Source organism: Pseudomonas sp. GW822-FHT06B12 (genome assembly GCF_058799675.1).
In genome coordinates this window covers 155,660-173,253 of sequence record NZ_JBXALR010000010.1, presented here as the reverse complement: position 1 = coordinate 173,253, position 17,594 = coordinate 155,660, and the positions used below count along the sequence as shown (strand labels likewise).

The following is a 17,594-nucleotide window of genomic DNA, read 5'->3' as shown; positions in this document are numbered from 1 at the left end:
GTCAAAAAAATATATAAAAATAGTTTTTAAGTATTATTAAAGAATAAGGCTCCTTGCTAGGATCGCTGCACCGGACCACCGGACATCCAGCGCAACCCTATTAACTGGAGCCTTCATGTCCGGCACCGACTTTTCTCACAGCGAATACGTGGGTGGATTGTTCCGCAGTCATTATGTTTGGTTGTGCAATCGCTTGCGCGGCTACCTCGATGCTGGCATCAGCGCCGAAGATGTCGCCGCCGAGGCCTTTGCGCAGCTCCTTGACTCGCCGAGCCTGACGTCGATCCAACAGCCCCGCGCCTTGCTGACCACCCTTGCTCAGCGGGTGATTTATCGCCTCTGGTACCGGCGGGACCGCGAGCGCGAACACCTCGATCAGTTGCAGCACATTCAGCCAGGCCTTGGGCCGTCACCGGAAGTTCTGACGCAGCAGTGGCAGACCTTGAGCGTGCTCGATCAGGCGCTTGAGCGCTTGCCGGGCAAGGTCCGGGCGACGTTCCTGTTGTCACGGCTCGAAGGCCTGACTTACCCGCAAATTGCCGCCGAACTGGGCATCTCCCAGCGTTCGGTCAGTGTCTACATGACCCGCTGCCAGGCGCTTTGCCAGCGCAGCGCCAATCAACCCTTGCTCACACACCCCACCTTGCAGAGGTCCGCATGAGATCAATCAAAACCTGGCTCGGCAGTTCGCTGCTGGTCTTCAGCCTTATAGCGACACAGGCCCCCGCGACGGAAAAAGTCGCCCCCATTCACTTTGGCGACATCACCTGGGAAAGCGGCAGCCTGATCACCGAGATCCTGCGGTTGATCGTCGAGAAAGGTTACGGCTACCCGACCGACACGCTGCCGGGCAGCACCGTCAGCCTTGAAGCCGCCCTGGCCAAAGATGATATTCAGGTCATCGGCGAGGAGTGGGCGGGGCGTAGTCCGGCCTGGATCAAGGCTCAGGCCGAGGGCAAAGTGTTCGGCCTGGGTGATACGGTCAAGGGCGCCACCGAAGGGTGGTGGGTGCCGGAATATGTGATCAAGGGTGACCCCGAACGCGGGATCAAACCACTGGCGCCGGAGTTGAAATCGGTGGCCGATCTGGCGCGCTACAAGGACCTGTTCCGTGATCCGGAAGACCCGACTCGCGGTCGTTTCCTCAACAGTCCCACCGGCTGGACCTCGGAGATCGTCAACAGCCAGAAACTCAAGGCCTACGCGTTGACTGATAGCTTCGTCAACTTCCGCACCGGCTCGGGCGCGGCGCTGGATGCCGAGGTCAGTTCGTCGATTCGTCGTGGCAAACCGGTGCTCTTCTACTACTGGTCACCAACGCCGTTGTTGGGGCGTTTCAAACTGGTAAAACTCGACGAACCGGCCTTCGACGCCGAAGCCTGGAAGACCCTGGCCGACGTCAACAACCCGCACCCGAAAGGGACGCGCTCGATGCCGGCCAACCTGGCCATCGGCGTCTCGGCACCGTTCAAGGCCCAATACCCGGACCTGGTTGCGTTCTTCGAGAAGGTTGATGTACCGATCGATTTGCTGAACCAGACCCTCGGCCAGATGAGCGAAAAACGCCAAAAACCGCGCGAAGTCGCACAAGCCTTCCTGCGTGAGCAACCGCAAGTGTGGCAGGGCTGGGTGCCGGCGCAGGTTGCAACGAAAGTCAGCAGCAGTTTGTAGCGCGGTTGTGAGTAGGCGCTGGGTCGTCAAGCGTGCGCCACTTCCGCCGCCAGCGCCTCGCTCACCGCCGGCCGTGCGCCAATTTTCGACTGAAAACGTTCCAGCGGCGGCCATTGCTTCAGGTCGATATCGAACAAGGAAGTCCAGCGCAGCACAGTGAACAGATAAGCATCAGCGATGCTGAAGCGCTCGCCGAGCAGATAGTCCTGTTGTTCCAGTGTCCGGGTCAGCACGGCAAACCGCTTGAACAGTTTTTCCTTGAGGAACGCCTTCACCTCATCAGGAAACTGCGCGTTGAACAGCAGTCCCAGACCACCGTGAATCTCACTCGAAATGAAGTTCAGTGCTTCCTGCAAACGTACTCTTTCCCAGGATCCGTTTGCGGGTGCAAGGCCGGCAAGCGGACGAAGATCGGCAAGGTATTGCAGGATTGCCGGTCCCTCAGTCAGCACATCGCCGTTGTCCAGTTGCAGCGCCGCGACGTAACCTTTCGGGTTGATCGCAAGGAAGTCGGCGCCGTCGCGGGTCTTCTTGGTGCGGTTGTCGACGCGAACCAGTTCGAATGCCAGTTGCAGTTCGCGCAGCACAATGTGCGGTGCGAGGGAGCAGGCTTGAGGCGAAAAATACAACTTCATGATCAGGGCTCTAGGTGAGGATTTTGATCAGTGTCATAGTCTGCCGTGCGCCTCGTAAAATTAATCTTTCAGACATCAGCCATAAGGACAGCTACTGCCATGATGAACCTGATGCATTGGCGGATGCTGGTGGCTATCGCCGATGCTGGCAACATCACTCGCGCTGCCGAGCATGTCGGCATGACTCAGTCGGGTGCCAGTCAAGCGCTGGCACTGCTTGAGGACATGCTCGGCGTTCAATTGTTTGTCCGGGAAAACCGTCAGACCTTGCCGACCGCCGTTGGAGCGCAAGTGATCGAACAGGCGCGGGTGATGCTCCTGGCCCTTGAGACCATCCGGGCCACCACCGATGTGGCTCGGGATATTCAGCGTGGGACGATCCGCCTGGCCAGTTTCCCGATGGTGCTCGCGACGTTTCTGCCGCCACTGTTGCGTCAGTTCAAACAACTTTATCCCGGTATTCAGGTGGTAGCGCTGGAGGTCAGCGACAACGAAGTCGAAGCGTTACTCGGCGCTGGCCTGGTTGATCTGGGCGTGGTGCTCAATCCGCCACCTGAACGCAATGGCGGATTGTTGGGCCGCGATACCTGGGTTGCGGTGTTGCCGATTGCCCATCCATTGGCCCGCCGACCCCACGAGCACGGGTTGATGCTGGCGGAGTTGGTCGAGCAACCGTTCGTGCTGGCCACTGGCGGTTGCAGCGTCAATGCTCGCAGCCTGGCAGCGGATGCAGGTCTTGCGCTGCTTGATGTACGGGTTGAAGTTCGAGAGTGGGGCAGTGCGTTCACACTGGTTCGGGAAAACGTCGGGGTGACGCTGGTTCCGGAAATGACCTTACCGACCCATCGCAAGGGGTTGCGCGTGCTGCCGTTGGCGGTGCCCGTTCATCGAGAGTTTGCGCTGGTCGCCACACCGCTCAGGGAACCCTCGGTGGCGGTGCAGGCGCTGCTGGCGATGCTCCATCCTGCTGCTCTCTGATCATCGGTAAAAAGATGGCCTATTGATGGCCTTGCATCCGTGGCGTTGCTGTCTATGCTCACTCGTGACTACTTATGTCGTTCAAAATATAAAGCGTGAAAGTGTCAATGTCTCACGCTGTTGGGTTGGCCCCGCGTGCGGGGCGTCAAGAAAAGGATGGCTTGATAAGAGCGTTGCGTTACGGACACTCCGATTGAACATCATTGATCACCTGACTCTTATCCTTAGTGTGGGGATGCGTTTGCCTGTTCTGTGGAAAGTTGTCGTAAGTCCAGTGAAAGACTAGGAACTTCCGTTAATCAAAAGACAGCGCTGAAGGTGATTCCACCATGTTTAACCTACACCATAAATCTGACGTGCTTGAGATAGAACGATTGAGCTGCGCGTTGACTGAAGCCAATGCCAAGTTGGCGGCGATCGGCCGCTCAATGGCAATGATCGAGTTTGATTCCACTGGCGTGATCCTCGAGGCCAACGAGAACTTCTGCAAAGCCGTCGGCTACTCCATCGAGGAGATTCGCGGCAAGCATCACCGGATTTTTTGTGAAGAGGCTTACGCCAACAGCGAAGACTACCAGCGGTTCTGGCGCGAGCTGGGTCGTGGCGAACCTGACAGCGGAACATTTTTGCGCTTGAACAAGGCCGGCAAGGAAGTCTGGCTTGAGGCCAGCTACATGCCGGTGATCGGAGCGGATCGGCACGTTCGAAGCGTGATCAAGGTGGCGGCGGACATCACGGCCCGGATCAACCAGGAGCATGAAAGCCAGAGCCTGGTGAATGCCCTGGGCCGCGCCATGGCGGTGATCGAGTTTTCCCCCGACGGCAGGGTGATTACCGCCAACGATAACTTCTTGCAGACCATGCACTATTCGCTTAATGAAATAGTGGGCCAGCATCACAGCCTGTTCTGTCACCGAGCGGAGAGCGAGTCTGCGGCCTACAAGGCGTTCTGGGCTTCGCTCAACCGTGGCGAGTTCCATTCGCGTCGGTTTGAACGGGTCGACAAACACGGTCGTATGGTCTTTCTCGAAGCTTCGTACAACCCGATCTTCGACGCCAAGGGCCGTTTGTATAAAGTGGTCAAGTTCGCCAGCAACATCACCCAACAAATGACCACGTTGCAGACCGCCGCCGAGTCGGCTCATTCTACCTCGGTGCAAAACGATGCTTGCGCCCAGAAAGGTTCGCAGGTGGTGCAGCAGACCGTGCAGATCATCGAAGAGATCTCCAGGGATCTCAACGAAGCGGCCCTCAGCATCGATGCGGTGAGCAAACAGTCCGACATCATCGGCACCATTGTTCAGACCATTCGCGGCATCGCCGATCAGACCAATCTGCTGGCACTCAACGCCGCTATCGAGGCCGCTCGGGCTGGTGAGCATGGGCGAGGATTTGCGGTCGTTGCCGACGAAGTGCGCAGCCTGGCGGCACGTACCAGCCAGGCAACAGTGGAAATTGTCGAAGTGGTGCGCAAGAACCACGACTTGTCCTTGAGTGCAGTGTCGAGCATGCAATCAAGTTTGAGCCGTACTGGACTTGGCGTGGAACTGGCCAATGAAGCAGGCGAGGTGATCCTGGAAATTCAACAGGGCTCACGGCATGTAGTAGACGCCATCAGTCAGTTCAACTCGACGTTGCAACTTAATTAAAACGTCATGCAACTAAAAAGGGTTTTCGATCAAGTGCTATTACTTGATCGAGAGTCCTTTTGGCTGCTCTAGCGAGTAGTTTACGAGTGCACGCGAAGCGGGTTGCTCAGACGACCCACGATATCGAGCGCGCTGTCGAGCAAGCGCATCCGCATGAAGGATTTGGCTGGCCAGTCCTGTTCCAGCAAGGCCGAACGCTCGATTGCCCAGCGCTGTGGTTCGACCCGTTCACGCAGGTTGTCAAAGCAGTCGCTGACGTGAATGGCCAACTCATTCCAAAGCGCATTTTCTGGCATTTTCCAATGCCGGGCGCAGAGCAGAGTCAGTTCACCAAGATGGCACATGAAAGTGGTGTGCAAGAGTTTGTCGCGCACGAAGTCCGCATCGTCATACAGCGTCATCTGCGGGTCATGCAATTGAAGGTCGAGGCCTTGCCGGTGCAAGGTCTGGCGGTGAATCCGAATGTCGCCAAAGTCACGCACCATCAGTCGGCTCAAGTGTCCCTCGGCATTCATGACCATGAAGCTGTTCTGCTGATGCGCCTCGAACGCTACTCCGTAGAGCAGGTAAAGACCGAGCAATCCGGGAACGGCGATCGATAGATAGTCACGGAAAAAACGCAGCAGGTCCGGTCTGCTGTCGTCCCCTTGGGCCAACCTGACCCACTGGCGCAGCAAAGGTTGTCCGTGTTCATCGAGGGCGAACAGGCTGCCAACGGGAACGGCCATTTCGCCCGGCTGCAACAAGCTCGACGGGTTGTCCCGGTAAAGCACCGCCAGGTGTCGGGAGCGTTGGTCATCCGTCGGTTGCGGCGCGAAATGCACGCCGATACGTTCCGGCACGATGTTCAACACGGCACGAATCTGTGGCTCCTGCTTGAGCATTCGCAGCAATAAACCGCTGACCCTTGGCCCCATGCGCGCCGAGCGTGGCGAAAGGGTGCGTTGCACGCTGGTCAGTCGCAGCGCCACCGGAAGTTTGACCATCGGTGAACAGCGGTCCGCATCGGGCACCACGGTGCGAAACGACATGGTGGGCTGGCCGTTGAACGCAATGATGGTGGTCATTATCAGCAGGCGGTCGGCAATCTCGCGAGCAAACGAGCGCGGTAGTTCCTCAGCGGCTTGCCACGGATGGACGGGGATGGGCAGGTAGTCATCCGGGTCCAGACCTTTGGCCAGAAGGTGCTGGATCAGTTGTTCGGCCGCGAGCGGGAAATGCCCTTGCCACCAGTTGCGGTAATGCTCAGGTTCGTTCAACGATTCAACGTGAGCCCATTGCCGATGCAAAGCGCACAGGACGACTGGCACGCAGGCTTCGAATTCCGGTGATAAAGCAATGACCTCAGTAGTGCTCAAGCCGAGCTTGGTTTTGTAGTTCGGGTGCCAGGGATGGCCCAGCGTGCCCCACTGTTCAAGCACCGATGTCGGGTTCTGCCGGGAGGGTGTGCCCTTGAGCCAGGTCAGCAGATTATCGTCATCGGCGAGTTTGAACTGTTCACGCAGTTGCCGGCTCCAGCCGTGGTGAAAGGCCTGACACAAGGTGGCGTTGCAGAAGCTGTCATCAAGCTCTTCAGTCAGACGATCGAGCACTTCGGGCGATGCTAAAGGCTCAAGTTGCGCGCAGAGCAGGTTTAGCAACTGCGAAGGAAACAGCAGTTTTTGTGCTGGGCATTCAGAGCGATGCAACGTGATGTCGCCCTGTATGTCCCAGCTGTTCATCCGCGCCGGGATGAGCCCTTCGAAACACAGTCGGGCACCATCGAGCAGCGTAAGCCAATACACCGAACCTTCGGCGTGCAGGTTTTTTGGATTCAGCAGGCCTTCGCGTAGCAGCGCCTGCAACAAGCGCTGAAAGCTTGTGCGGGCGCTGAGTTCGAGCGTATCGGCCAGATGGCCGAGGTTTATCCGGCGAGACTTGAACGCCTCGGTCGCCAGGGCTTCGCTCCAGCGTGAGAGTAACCATTGCTGTTTTTGCGGGTCCGTGTGCATGACATACGACTCCTTGGGGCGATTAAAAGCAGCTCCAAAAAGCCTACGGCAGGCGCAAAAAAAATGATGGCAAGCATTTCCGTCAAGTGTGTAAGACGCATCCTATGGTGATGGCGGGAAGGTCCGAGAGCAGGATTCCAGGGCGTAGGAACTGCCGCAGGCTGCGATCTTTATCCCGACACCTACGTACTTTCGCGCACCTTCAACTCAAAACCCATGTCGACCACCGGTTTGGCGATCGAGTTGCCGGCCATCAAGGTCAGCATGTGCTCGGCAGCGCGGCGGCCAATGGCTTCACGCGGGGTGCTGATGCTGCTCAGGCGCGGCACCATGTGCGCCGAGGCTGGCAGGTCGTTGAAGCCGAGGATGGCCACTTGCTCGGGGATCTTGATCCCGTGGCGCAGGGCTTCGAGCAGGGCGCCCTGGGCCAGGTCGTCGTTGCCGAAGAAGATCGCGTCGACCTGCGGGTGGCTCGTCATCATCTGCAGGAACAGTTCGCCGCCAAGGCCCACCGATGAAGGTCGCGGTGTCAGCAATTCAAGGTCCGGGTCGTACAGACCCGCTTGCTGCAAGGCACGCCGGAAGCCTTCACCACGCAATAACGTGCGTTGGTCGAGTTGTGCGCCGATGTAGGCCAGGTGCCGACGGCCGCGAGAGATCAAGTGTTGTGCGGCGGTTTCGCCAGCGCTCAATTGCGAGAAACCGACGCAGTTCAGGCCGGCGCCCGGGTCCAGGTCCATCATGTAGACGCAGGGGATGTTGCTGGCTTCGATCATCCGGCGGGCACTTTCGGTGCGATCAAAACCGGTCAGCAGCAGGCCGCGAGGCTGATAGGCCATGTAGTTGCGCAGCAGGTTTTCTTCTTCATCGCGGGAATAGTGATAGTTGCCGATCAGCACTTCGAAGCCTTTGGGGCGCAGCACCTGATGGATGGCTTCGAGGGTTTCGATAAACAGCAGGTTCGACAGCGATGGCACCAATACCACCACCGAATGGCTCTGGGCCGAGGCCAGGGCGCGGGCGGCCGGGTTGACCACGTAGTTCAGTTCGAGCGCGGCCTGCTGGACCTTTTCCACCAGTTCGGTGGCAACCGTGCTGATACCGCGCAAGGCTCTGGACGCGGTGATCGGACTGACGCCCGCCAGACGGGCGACTTCGTTGAGGGTAGGGCGGCCAGTGGTGCGAGTATTTTTATCGTTTTTAGTCGAGGTCATCGGGCAGCTTGCCAAACAAAATTCAAGGCACTAAGGTAGCGCTGTCTCGATGCGGCTGCAAATGCTTGAGCAGGGTTTGCCTGATCCCTGCTTTTTGGCGTTGGGAAAGAACGTGCTGCAACCCATAAAAATGACAAGAAGGCGTCGGCAATGCCTGCTTTTGCACTAGAGTTTTACCTGGCAAAGGTAGCGCTGTCTGCGCGCTGAGGTGTTACATGAGTCAACCAATCACCGCCCTGGTCATCATGGGCGTGGCCGGCTGCGGCAAGTCCAGCGTCAGCGAGGCCTTGTGCCTGCTCAGCGGCGCGACCGGCATTGAAGGCGATACCTTTCACCCTGCCGCCAATATCGAAAAGATGAGCGCGGGCATTCCGCTGAACGACGACGACCGTGCCGGCTGGCTCGACAGCCTGTGCGATGAGTTGCGTCGCGTCGATGCCACGGGCCAGCGCCCGGTGCTGACCTGCTCGGCGCTCAAGCACAGTTACCGCGAACGCTTGCGCAGCGCTTTGCCGGGCCTGGGTTTCGTGTTTCTTGAATTGACCCCTGAAGTCGCCGCCGATCGTGTGGCCCATCGTCCGGGTCATTTCATGCCTTCGACCTTGATCGCCAGCCAGTTCGCCACCCTTGAATCACCGGTGGGCGAGCCACTGACCCTGGCGCTCGACGCTTCCACGCAGACTGTCGAACAGCTGGCCGAACAGGCCAATGGCTGGTGGATCGAACACGGGTTGAAACGCCCGGTTTGAGTTTTGTTCCAAGAGATAGCGCTGTCCTATTCGCAGACGGTTTAAACCCGCTTTAATAACAACAACAAACAGGAGATACCCCCCCATGTTTGGCATGTCCCACGAGTCGTTTTTGCTGCTTGATGCAGTGATCACCGTGATCGGATTGATCGTCCTGATCACCAAGTTCAAGCTTCACCCCTTCATTGCACTGATCATCGCCGCCGCTTTTCTCGGGCTGACCTCGGGCATGCCGATTGGCACCATCATCAAGGCGTTCCAGGACGGCTTCGGTGGGGTGCTCGGGTTTGTCGGGATCATCCTCGCGCTGGGCACCATGCTCGGCAAAATGATGGCCGAATCGGGCGGGGCGGATCAGATCGCCCAGACCCTGATTCGCGCGTTCGGTAAAGAGCGCGTGCAGTGGGCCATGATGTTTGCGGCCTTCCTGGTCGGCATTCCGTTGTTCTTCGAAATTGGCTTTGTGCTGCTGATTCCGCTGGTGTTCATCGTTGCCCGGCGCACTGGCGTTTCAATCATCAAGATCGGTATCCCGTTGCTGGCCGGCCTTTCTGCCGTGCACGGTCTGGTTCCTCCACACCCTGGTCCGTTGCTGGCCATTGGGGTGTTCGGTGCGGACATCGGTAAAACCATTCTCTACGGTCTGATCGTTGCGCTGCCGACGGCCATTATTGCCGGCCCGATCTACGGTACGTTCATTGCCAAATACATCCCCGGCCATCCTAATCAGGAACTGGTCGATCAACTGGCCCGCGAGCCTCAGTCCAGCACCTTGCCGAGCTTCAGCATTACCTTGATCACTGTGCTGCTGCCGGTGTTCCTGATGCTGCTTAAAACCTTTGCCGACATCGCGCTGCCGGACGGGCATTTCTTCCGCACATGGATGGACATGATCGGTCACCCGATCTCGGCCTTGCTGCTGGCATTGCTGCTGTCGCTGTACACCTTCGGACATCGTCAGGGCATCGATTCCAAGCGGATCCTCAAACTGCTCGACACCAGCCTGGCGCCAACCGCCGCGATCATTCTGATCATCGGTGCCGGCGGTGGCTTCAAGCAGATGCTGGTGACCAGCGGTGTGGGTGATGTGATTGGCCACATGGCGGTGAGCGCGCAGATCTCGCCGATTCTGCTGGCCTGGCTGGTTGCGGCGGTGATCCGCGTGGCCACCGGTTCGGCGACTGTGGCAACCATTACCGGTGCCGGCATCGTGGTGCCGGTGGTGGGGATGATTCCGGGGGTTAACCGCGAGTTGCTGGTGCTGGCCACCGGCGCGGGTTCGTTGATCCTGTCGCACGTCAACGATGCAGGCTTCTGGCTGGTCAAGCAGTACTTCAACATGACCGTGGCCGAAACCTTCAAGACCTGGACCGCGATGGAAACCATCCTGTCCGTCGTCGCGCTGGGCTTCATCATGTTGTTGTCGCTGGTGGTTTAAGTTTCCCCGGTGCCTGCACGTTGTGCGGGTACTGCATACAGCCTGTCACCCGAGCCGCGAGAGGACACTCAGTCCTGTCGCGGCTTTCTTTTTGCCACCCTCAATCCCTGAGCGCCGTTCGTCGGCACTGTCAACTTTGACAGGTAGGCGCTGTGTCGTGCCCCGCGTAAAAGTTGTTCATGAATTCGTGACTCATTTACGCGTGCAGGGAGAAAACATCATGACCGCAAAAGAAACTGGGTTAACACACGTAGGTCGGGAAGGCAGGGAGAGCAAACTTGTTTTTCCATCGGATCCGGGGACTCTGATTAAACCGGGGGATACTCGAGGGGTTGGTGCTGCTGAAGACACTTATAAAGAAAATACCTACACACCCGAGACCAGAGATGATCAGCTTTCCTTTACTCCAGGGCGAGTGGCAAGAAATGTGTTCAATCAATATGACAAAAATGAGTTCGAGTGCTTTTGTTATTACAGCGATTGGGGGACTTATGACGAACGTTATGAAGATCCGCCTTCCTATAAAGTAGGAGGACGTGGTACCGACTTCATGAGGCTCGAGGGCAAGACGGGAACCTTTGACAAGATCGTTCTTGGTTTTGCAGCGATTGTCGGAGACTTGGGAGTCAAGAGGAATTCTATCGCTACGGCAGCACACTACTGGGACCATATCCCGAGGCCAGGCTTCCCCCCGACTCAGCAACAGCTGGACGCAGCAGAAAGACTCTGGATGTCCAAGGCGATGCTCACCGATCCCTACGGGGACGTTGCGAACTATATCAATTGTGGGTTTCCGAGTTACATCAGCGATGATTACAAAAAGCTCTATGATCCCGACGAGGCACAAGGTGCATTGGGCGCATTACGTAAACTCAAAGCGGCCAACCCGGACCTGCAAATATCCCTCAGCCTGGGCGGCTGGTCGATGAGTGAAGCCTTTTACGATCTCGTCCGTGACTCGGCCAAGAGAGCCATTTGTGTCGATAGCATTGTTGCTATCTTTCAAAAGTTCCCCATGTTCACTGGTATCGATATCGATTGGGAGTACCCAGGGGCTCCCGGCAGCCAGCCTGCGGATTGGGAAACCTGGGAGCCCAATAGGTACGATGACGATGACCCCGCGTATTTTGCGGTGCTGATACGAGAGGTAAAGGCCAGGTTGCCAAATATCAAAATCAGCATTGCTTCGATTGCCGACCCGGTGAAGTTGGCGAAGTCCAATATTCCGGCGTTGATCGAGGCTGGCGTCGAAGGTATCAACCTGATGTGTTACGACTTCTTTGGCACGCCATGGGCCACAAAGCTTCAGCACCATTGCAACCTGAAGCGCAGCAACCCCGCTGATCTTACTGAGAACTCCGTACATTCCGCGGTGCAGTACTTGTTGGGACTGGGTGTGGATTCGAAAAAGATCTTCTTGGGATATGCGGGTTACAGTCGAAATGCTCAACAGGCAGAACTGAAGAGCGTTTCACCGTTGATAGGAACGTACACGCCCCGTCCCGGGACTGTCACGGGTGGCTCATTTGAAAGTGGCGTCACCGAATGGCCAGACATGATTTACAACTATCTGAACCTGGAGACGCAGCAGCCACTCAATGGCTTTATCCTATACACCGACGACGAGGCCGATGCAGACTTTCTCTACAATCCGACGACTGAATTGTTCATCTCCCTCGATACGCCTCGCACGATCAAGGCCAAAGGCGAGTATGTGAAAAAAATGAAGTTGGGCGGCCTGTTCAGCTGGATGGGCGATTATGACAACGGCCTGCTGAACAACGCTGCATGTGAAGGGGTGGGTCGTAAGGTGAAAACCGAGGTGATCGACATGGCACCTTTCTACTACAAAGGCGCGACTGAATTGTTGCCACCATCGCGCTAACGATCAGCTACCCGAAACGAAAAATGCCCCTGTGAGCGCAATCCACTCACAGGGGCATTTTATGTTCCGTTCAGAAATCCGCGAAATCAACCCGCCGCCGCATCCGCCCGGAACATCCCGCGAATGCCACGTACCGCCTGACGAATCCGGTCCTGGTTTTCGATCAGTGCGAAGCGCACATGATCATCCCCGTATTCACCAAAGCCCACGCCCGGCGAGACACAGACCTTGGCTTCGGCCAGCAGTTTCTTGGCGAACTCCAGCGAGCCGAGGTGCGCGTAGGCGTCAGGAATCTTGGCCCAGACGTACATCGAGGCTTTCGGGTTTTCGACCATCCAGCCCAGTTCATGCAGGCCTTTGACCAGCACGTTGCGACGCTGCCGGTACTGCTCGGCGATGTCTTTGACGCACTGTTGATCACCTTCCAGCGCGGCGATGGCCGCCACTTGCAGCGGGGTGAACGTGCCGTAGTCGTGGTAGCTCTTGATCCGCGCCAGGGCGTTGACCAGTTCCGGGTTGCCGACCATGAAACCGATCCGCCAGCCGGCCATGTTGTAGCTCTTGGACAGGGTGAAAAACTCCACCGCAATGTCCTTGGCGCCCGGCACCTGCATGATCGACGGGGCTTTCCAGCCGTCGTAGACGATGTCGGCGTAGGCCAGGTCGTGTACCACCAGTACGTCGTACTGCTTGGCGAGGGCGATCACCCGTTCGAAGAAGTCCAGCTCGACGCACTGCGCGGTCGGGTTGGACGGGAAGCCGAGAATCATCATCTTCGGTTTCGGGATCGAACCGCGAATGGCTCGTTCCAGCTCCGCGAAAAAGTCCACGCCCGGAATCAGCGGCACCGAGCGCACCTGGGCGCCGGCAATCACCGCGCCGTAGATGTGGATCGGGTAGCTCGGGTTGGGCACCAATACCGTGTCGCCCTGATCGAGGGTGGCGAGCATCAAGTGCGCCAGGCCTTCCTTGGAACCGATAGTGACGATGGCTTCGCTTTCCGGGTCGATGTCGACCTGGTAGCGATCCTTGTACCAATTGGAAATCGCCCGGCGCAGGCGCGGAATACCCTTGGACGTGGAGTAGCCGTGGGTGTCTTCGCGCTGGGCGACGGTCACCAGTTTTTCGACGATGTGCGGCGGAGTGGGGCCGTCGGGGTTGCCCATGCTCAAGTCGATGATGTCTTCGCCACGACGACGGGCGGCCATCTTCAGCTCGGCAGTAATATTGAATACGTAAGGGGGGAGTCGATCTATGCGCGCAAAGCGGCGCGGCGAACCTTGTTCGGCCATTGTTGCCTCGAATAACGTAAGCGCCCGGAACCGTCCGAGCGACGCTGGCCACTGCGGTGGCCTGTGGCGGAAGATAAGGGCGTCGATGGCCGATTGTCTAGTGGTGAGGGTCAACTATTTTCGACGACACTGCTGACTGAACACGCAAACTTTTGCCGTGCGTCTGTGTGCGCACGCTTCTTGCAAAAGACCGTACTCACTCAAAAAACACCACCAGACAGGATGAAAAATGGAGTTTTCCAGCGGCTTTTTGCTGAGTCTTTCACTGTGCCTGGATATCGGCGTGGCCAACATTGCGATGATCACACTGGCCATGCAACGCGGGTATTTTCAGGGCTTTGCGCTGGGGCTTGGCACCTGTGTCGGCGACCTGGTTTACGCGGTGCTGGCGCTGGCGGGCATGACGGTGCTGTTGCAGTATTCGGCCGTGCGCTGGGCGCTGTGGATCGGTGGCTCGGCGTTGCTGCTGTACTTCGCGGCGAAGATGATTTACTCGGCCATTCATCACAGTGCGGTGTTGGCAGAGGCGGGTGAGGTCAGTGCGGGTTCCCATCGCCGAGAGTTTTTCCGTGGGATATTCCTGGCGATGTCGTCGCCCAGTGCGATTCTCTGGTTCGCTGCGGTGGGCGGTACGCTGATTGCCCGTTCCGGGGGCGGCAGCGTGACCAGTGCCGCACTGTTTCTGGCAGGGTTCTTTTGCGCCGGGCTGCTCTGGTGCGTTGCCCTGTGCCTGGCGGCGACCCAGGGCGGCAAGCTCTTGGGGGACAAGCTACTGCGCTATTCTTATATGGCATCTGCAGCGATCTTCTGTTATTTCGCAGTCTACGTGATCGTTTCTGGTTATCAGGAATTTATCGTCTCGACGGCTGTTGCAGAACTTCCGGGCCTTTGACTGGGGGAATCCGGTTTGGCTTCTATACTTGATGCCAAACCCATCTTCAGTTGCAGGAGTTGATTCATGGACGATCCAAAAAAGGGCGTGGTCGCTGAGCCGCGCTTCGAAACGGGGCATTTCCTGCTGATCGCCGGGCTGGGCGGGCGGTTTAGTGCGGACACCACCGAAGGCATCCCCAAACTCTGGAAGAAATTCGAACCGCATATCGGCAATGTTCCAGGGCAAATAGGCGAGGTAACCTACGGCATCTGCTGCAACCCGGATGACAAAGGTGGTTTCGAGTACATCGCCGGTGTCGAGATCAGCAAGCTCGATGATCTGCCAGAACTCTACCGCTGGATCGAAATACAGCCCCAGCACTATGCGGTGTTCAAGCACGAAGGTGCGCTGGACACCCTGCCGCAAACCTTTCAGTACATCTGGAAAACCTGGTTGCCACAGTCGGGTCATGAGGCTGCCGATGCTCCGGAGTTCGAGCGCTACAGCGACGACTTCAACCCGAAGCTCAATACCGGTGTGCTGGAAATCTGGGTGCCGCTCAAAACTGCCTGAATGGGTTGAGAGGCGGCGCAGGTTCGCGCTGTCCGCCTCTTCACGTCTGCACTATTTGCCTTTGCTGATTCGGCGCGCTCGCAGCACGTCGATCGACAGCGTGATAAAGCCAAAGGCGCTGATGGTGAACAGCATAAGCAGACCGATCTGAACGCTACTCATGGTGAGTTTCCCTATTTATGGTCAGTGACAGGGACAACAAATAGTCCGAACCTTAAGCGAAAGAAAGCCGCTATACGAAGGCTTTACGGGCTTGCAGATGATCGATATGCAGTCCTTATTAATTTATGATTCGCTCCCTCTTTTTCGCTGACCGGGCCACGCCATGAACTCACCCACGACTGTCATTCGCCAGGTCACGCCGGCTGATCTTGACCGCTGCTTCGCCATCGAAATCGAAGCGTATGAGGGCGATGAAGCGGCCACTCACGAGAAAATCGCCACGCGGATTGCCACCTGGCCACAAGGTTTTATCGTGGCCGAGGTCGACGGTGTCGTCGCCGGGTTTATCAATTCGGGGGCGGCGTATCAGGTAGAAATGGCTGATGAGGCCTTCAAGGAGATGATCGGCCATGACCCGGATGGCCCGCAGGTGGTGATCATGTCGGTGGTGGTGCACCCGGACTTTCAAGGGCTGGGGTTGGCGAAGCGTTTGATGAGCGAGTTCATTGTTCGCATGCGTGATTTGGGCAAAATCCGCATCAACCTGATGTGCAAGGAGCGGCACATTCCGCTGTATGCCGGGTTTGGTTTCGCCTACCTCAAGGCGTCCGCGTCCGACCACGGCGGCATGGCCTGGCATGAAATGGCGCTGGATTTGTAACCCACGACTCCTTATCAGAACAATGGAGATCCAAGGTGGGAGCGGGCTTGCTCGCGAATGCGGTTTATCATTCAACAGCTATGTGGACTGACCCACCGCTTTCGCGAGCAAGCCCGCTCCCACACGGAGTGGTCAGTAGAGGCTGTTGAGTACCCGAGCAGGCGCTTCCAGATCATACGTTTCGGCATCGAACTGGCCATCGTTCAAGCGCTTGTGAAAGGCACCTGCGGTGGGCAGGGCCGAGCGGTCCAGGTACTTTTCCGGGTTCCACAAATCCGAACGGACGATCGCCTTGGAGCAGTGGAAATACGCCGCTTCGACCTCCACCAGAATCACCGTGCGCGCCGGTTTGCCGTTTACCGCAAAGCTTTCCAGCAACTCGGGCTCGGCGCTGATCCGCGCGCGGCCATTGACCCGCAATGTCTCGCCAATCCCCGGAATGATGAACAGCAACGAGATCCGCGAATCAAGGACGATGTTGCGCAAGGTGTCGATGCGGTTATTGCCCGGGCGGTCGGGAATCGCCAGCGTTCGCTCATCGATAATCCGCACAAAACCCGGTGTATCGCCGCGAGGCGAACCATCCATGCCGTCGGGGCCGGCCGAGCTTACGATGACCAGCGGCGAGGCGCGCACCATCGCCTGGTAATCGAGATTGAGGAAGGGGATTTCCTTGCGCACGGCGCGGTCGTGGGGCAGGCCGTAAATCGCTTCAAGTTGTTCGATAGTCGTCAGCATTGTTCATATCATCCATGACAGGTTGTCGGGTGTTCAGAAAGCCAGGGCCATGCGCCGCTCATAGCCGATCCGGCCTTTGTAGGCGTTGCCGCTGTCGACCCAGCCCTGCTTGAGATAGAGCCCGAGCGCCGATTCATTCTGCGCATCCACCGAAAGCTCCAGACCTTTGATTTCCGGCCAGGCCTGACGCGCTACCTGTGGCAGGGCTTGCAGGCAGGCTTTGCCGAAACCCTTGCCTTGGTGGCGGTGATCGACCTGTAGCGCGTGCACGGTTGCGGTGTCGCCATTGGCCCAGTGCGGCAAGAACGGCGGGCGCTTGAGCAGCAGGAAAGCCACGGGAGTCTCGTCAGCCAGCAGGGCGAAGCCTTTGATGCCGTCGCCCGGTGCGGACAACAACGTATGCAAGGCCATATCGATATCGCCAGAGAATTGCTGCTGCTGCGCAGGGATCTCAATGGCTTCCAGTTGCTGGCGCTGAGCAGGTGTCAGCTGTTCGTAGGGAACAAGTTGGGTAGTCACTGGCGGTGTCCGTGTTGCGACAAATTCAAAGCCCGGATTCTAGCCAGTTTACCTCTTCGAAATTTATTTTATTTGAGCTGTCGAATTGGCTTTTGGCCAGACGACTAAGGGTGTCCTCACACAAAAAACACGTTATTCGAGCTGCAACCCTGATCGTCGGGATGTTCGCCAAATGCCCGATCTGCAGCCATAGTTGATCAGCCCGATGATGGAGAGCCTTATGAAATACCTATGCCTGGTCTATAGCGACGAACGGGTTCTGCATACCTCGCCCGACAGCCCGCATGATGCCGAATGCATGGCCTACGCCGAGTCGGTTCAGGGCAGCGGCCGGATGCTCGCCGCCGAGGCGCTGGAATCCGTTCAGACCGCTACCACGGTGCGTATGCGCGGCGGCAAGTTGTCGATCACCGACGGTCCGTTCGCCGAAACCAAGGAGCAATTGGCCGGCTTTTATCTGATCGATGCGAAGGACCTGAACGAAGCCATTCAGGTCGCCGGCAATATCCCGGCGGCCCGGGTCGGCAGCATTGAAGTGCGTCCTGTACGTGAGTTGAATCCCTGA

The 17,594-nt window shown here is 57.7% G+C and carries 17 protein-coding genes and 1 pseudogene; 12 read left to right on the top strand and 6 right to left on the bottom strand.

The window, feature by feature from the left end:
- The first annotated feature begins 115 nt into the window (after positions 1 to 115).
- Positions 116 to 661, top strand: coding sequence for a sigma-70 family RNA polymerase sigma factor (locus tag AC1RKH_RS21665; protein WP_493063130.1), 546 nt, complete (start codon positions 116 to 118; stop codon positions 659 to 661).
- Positions 658 to 1,671 carry an ABC transporter substrate-binding protein gene (locus AC1RKH_RS21660; protein ID WP_493063129.1) on the top strand — a complete coding sequence of 338 codons (1,014 nt, stop codon included), beginning with the start codon at positions 658 to 660 and terminating at the stop codon, positions 1,669 to 1,671. Before AC1RKH_RS21665 ends, AC1RKH_RS21660 begins: the two co-directional genes overlap by 4 nt.
- A 26-nt stretch (positions 1,672 to 1,697) precedes the next feature.
- On the opposite strand, the gene gstA is transcribed toward AC1RKH_RS21660, so the two are convergent.
- Positions 1,698 to 2,306, bottom strand: a complete 609-nt coding sequence (gene gstA, locus AC1RKH_RS21655) for a glutathione transferase GstA (RefSeq protein ID WP_493063128.1) — start codon at positions 2,304 to 2,306, stop codon at positions 1,698 to 1,700.
- Between the two features lie 99 nt (positions 2,307 to 2,405).
- On the opposite strand from gstA, the gene AC1RKH_RS21650 reads away from it, so the two are divergent.
- The 3 genes and pseudogenes from AC1RKH_RS21650 (at position 2,406) to AC1RKH_RS21640 (ending at position 4,933) form a co-directional block, all read left to right on the top strand.
- The gene (locus AC1RKH_RS21650) at positions 2,406 to 3,284 is read left to right on the top strand and encodes a LysR family transcriptional regulator (RefSeq protein ID WP_493063127.1); all 879 of its coding nucleotides are present in this window, start codon (positions 2,406 to 2,408) and stop codon (positions 3,282 to 3,284) included.
- A gap of 329 nt (positions 3,285 to 3,613) precedes the next feature.
- A pseudogene (locus AC1RKH_RS21645) lies at positions 3,614 to 4,387 on the top strand (PAS domain-containing protein); the annotation flags it as partial.
- 6 nt (positions 4,388 to 4,393) lie between these two features.
- A complete protein-coding gene (locus tag AC1RKH_RS21640) occupies positions 4,394 to 4,933 on the top strand; it encodes a methyl-accepting chemotaxis protein (RefSeq protein ID WP_493063180.1) in 540 nt (179 codons plus the stop codon).
- 80 nt (positions 4,934 to 5,013) lie between these two features.
- On the opposite strand, the gene AC1RKH_RS21635 is transcribed toward AC1RKH_RS21640, so the two are convergent.
- Together AC1RKH_RS21635 and gntR are read right to left on the bottom strand one after the other, a co-directional pair.
- Complete coding sequence (locus AC1RKH_RS21635) at positions 5,014 to 6,924, bottom strand: IucA/IucC family protein (protein ID WP_493063126.1); 1,911 nt, start codon at positions 6,922 to 6,924, stop codon at positions 5,014 to 5,016.
- A 182-nt stretch (positions 6,925 to 7,106) separates the two neighbouring features.
- Positions 7,107 to 8,138, bottom strand: a complete 1,032-nt coding sequence (gene gntR / locus AC1RKH_RS21630; protein ID WP_123426730.1) for an HTH-type transcriptional regulator GntR — start codon at positions 8,136 to 8,138, stop codon at positions 7,107 to 7,109.
- Positions 8,139 to 8,353: 215 nt separating this feature from the next.
- On the opposite strand from gntR, the gene AC1RKH_RS21625 reads away from it, so the two are divergent.
- The 3 genes from AC1RKH_RS21625 (at position 8,354) to AC1RKH_RS21615 (ending at position 12,210) form a co-directional block, all read left to right on the top strand.
- Positions 8,354 to 8,887, top strand: a complete 534-nt coding sequence (locus AC1RKH_RS21625) for a gluconokinase (RefSeq protein WP_493063125.1) — start codon at positions 8,354 to 8,356, stop codon at positions 8,885 to 8,887.
- An 85-nt stretch (positions 8,888 to 8,972) separates the two neighbouring features.
- Entirely contained in the window at positions 8,973 to 10,325 is a 1,353-nt protein-coding gene (locus AC1RKH_RS21620) for a GntP family permease (protein ID WP_493063124.1), read from the top strand.
- Positions 10,326 to 10,545: 220 nt separating this feature from the next.
- Positions 10,546 to 12,210, top strand: a complete 1,665-nt coding sequence (locus AC1RKH_RS21615; RefSeq protein ID WP_493063123.1) for a glycosyl hydrolase family 18 protein — start codon at positions 10,546 to 10,548, stop codon at positions 12,208 to 12,210.
- 86 nt (positions 12,211 to 12,296) lie between these two features.
- On the opposite strand, the gene alaC is transcribed toward AC1RKH_RS21615, so the two are convergent.
- A complete protein-coding gene (gene alaC, locus AC1RKH_RS21610) occupies positions 12,297 to 13,502 on the bottom strand; it encodes an alanine transaminase (protein WP_493063122.1) in 1,206 nt (401 codons plus the stop codon).
- A 229-nt stretch (positions 13,503 to 13,731) separates the two neighbouring features.
- On the opposite strand from alaC, the gene AC1RKH_RS21605 reads away from it, so the two are divergent.
- The 3 genes from AC1RKH_RS21605 to AC1RKH_RS21595 all read left to right on the top strand — a co-directional run bounded on the left by AC1RKH_RS21605 (position 13,732) and on the right by AC1RKH_RS21595 (position 15,772).
- Positions 13,732 to 14,394 (top strand): LysE family translocator, encoded by a 663-nt coding sequence (locus tag AC1RKH_RS21605; protein WP_493063121.1) that lies wholly within the window; start codon positions 13,732 to 13,734, stop codon positions 14,392 to 14,394.
- A gap of 66 nt (positions 14,395 to 14,460) precedes the next feature.
- Positions 14,461 to 14,949 carry a GyrI-like domain-containing protein gene (locus AC1RKH_RS21600; RefSeq protein WP_493063120.1) on the top strand — a complete coding sequence of 163 codons (489 nt, stop codon included), beginning with the start codon at positions 14,461 to 14,463 and terminating at the stop codon, positions 14,947 to 14,949.
- A 325-nt stretch (positions 14,950 to 15,274) separates the two neighbouring features.
- A complete protein-coding gene (locus tag AC1RKH_RS21595) occupies positions 15,275 to 15,772 on the top strand; it encodes a GNAT family N-acetyltransferase (protein ID WP_493063119.1) in 498 nt (165 codons plus the stop codon).
- A gap of 132 nt (positions 15,773 to 15,904) precedes the next feature.
- Here the strand turns inward: AC1RKH_RS21595 and AC1RKH_RS21590 are convergent, their stop codons facing one another.
- Complete coding sequence (locus tag AC1RKH_RS21590) at positions 15,905 to 16,510, bottom strand: pyridoxamine 5'-phosphate oxidase family protein (RefSeq protein WP_493063118.1); 606 nt, start codon at positions 16,508 to 16,510, stop codon at positions 15,905 to 15,907.
- 33 nt (positions 16,511 to 16,543) lie between these two features.
- Positions 16,544 to 17,029 carry a GNAT family N-acetyltransferase gene (locus AC1RKH_RS21585; protein ID WP_493063117.1) on the bottom strand — a complete coding sequence of 162 codons (486 nt, stop codon included), beginning with the start codon at positions 17,027 to 17,029 and terminating at the stop codon, positions 16,544 to 16,546.
- 220 nt (positions 17,030 to 17,249) lie between these two features.
- Between AC1RKH_RS21585 and AC1RKH_RS21580 the strand changes: the two genes are divergently transcribed.
- Complete coding sequence (locus AC1RKH_RS21580; RefSeq protein WP_493063116.1) at positions 17,250 to 17,594, top strand: YciI family protein; 345 nt, start codon at positions 17,250 to 17,252, stop codon at positions 17,592 to 17,594.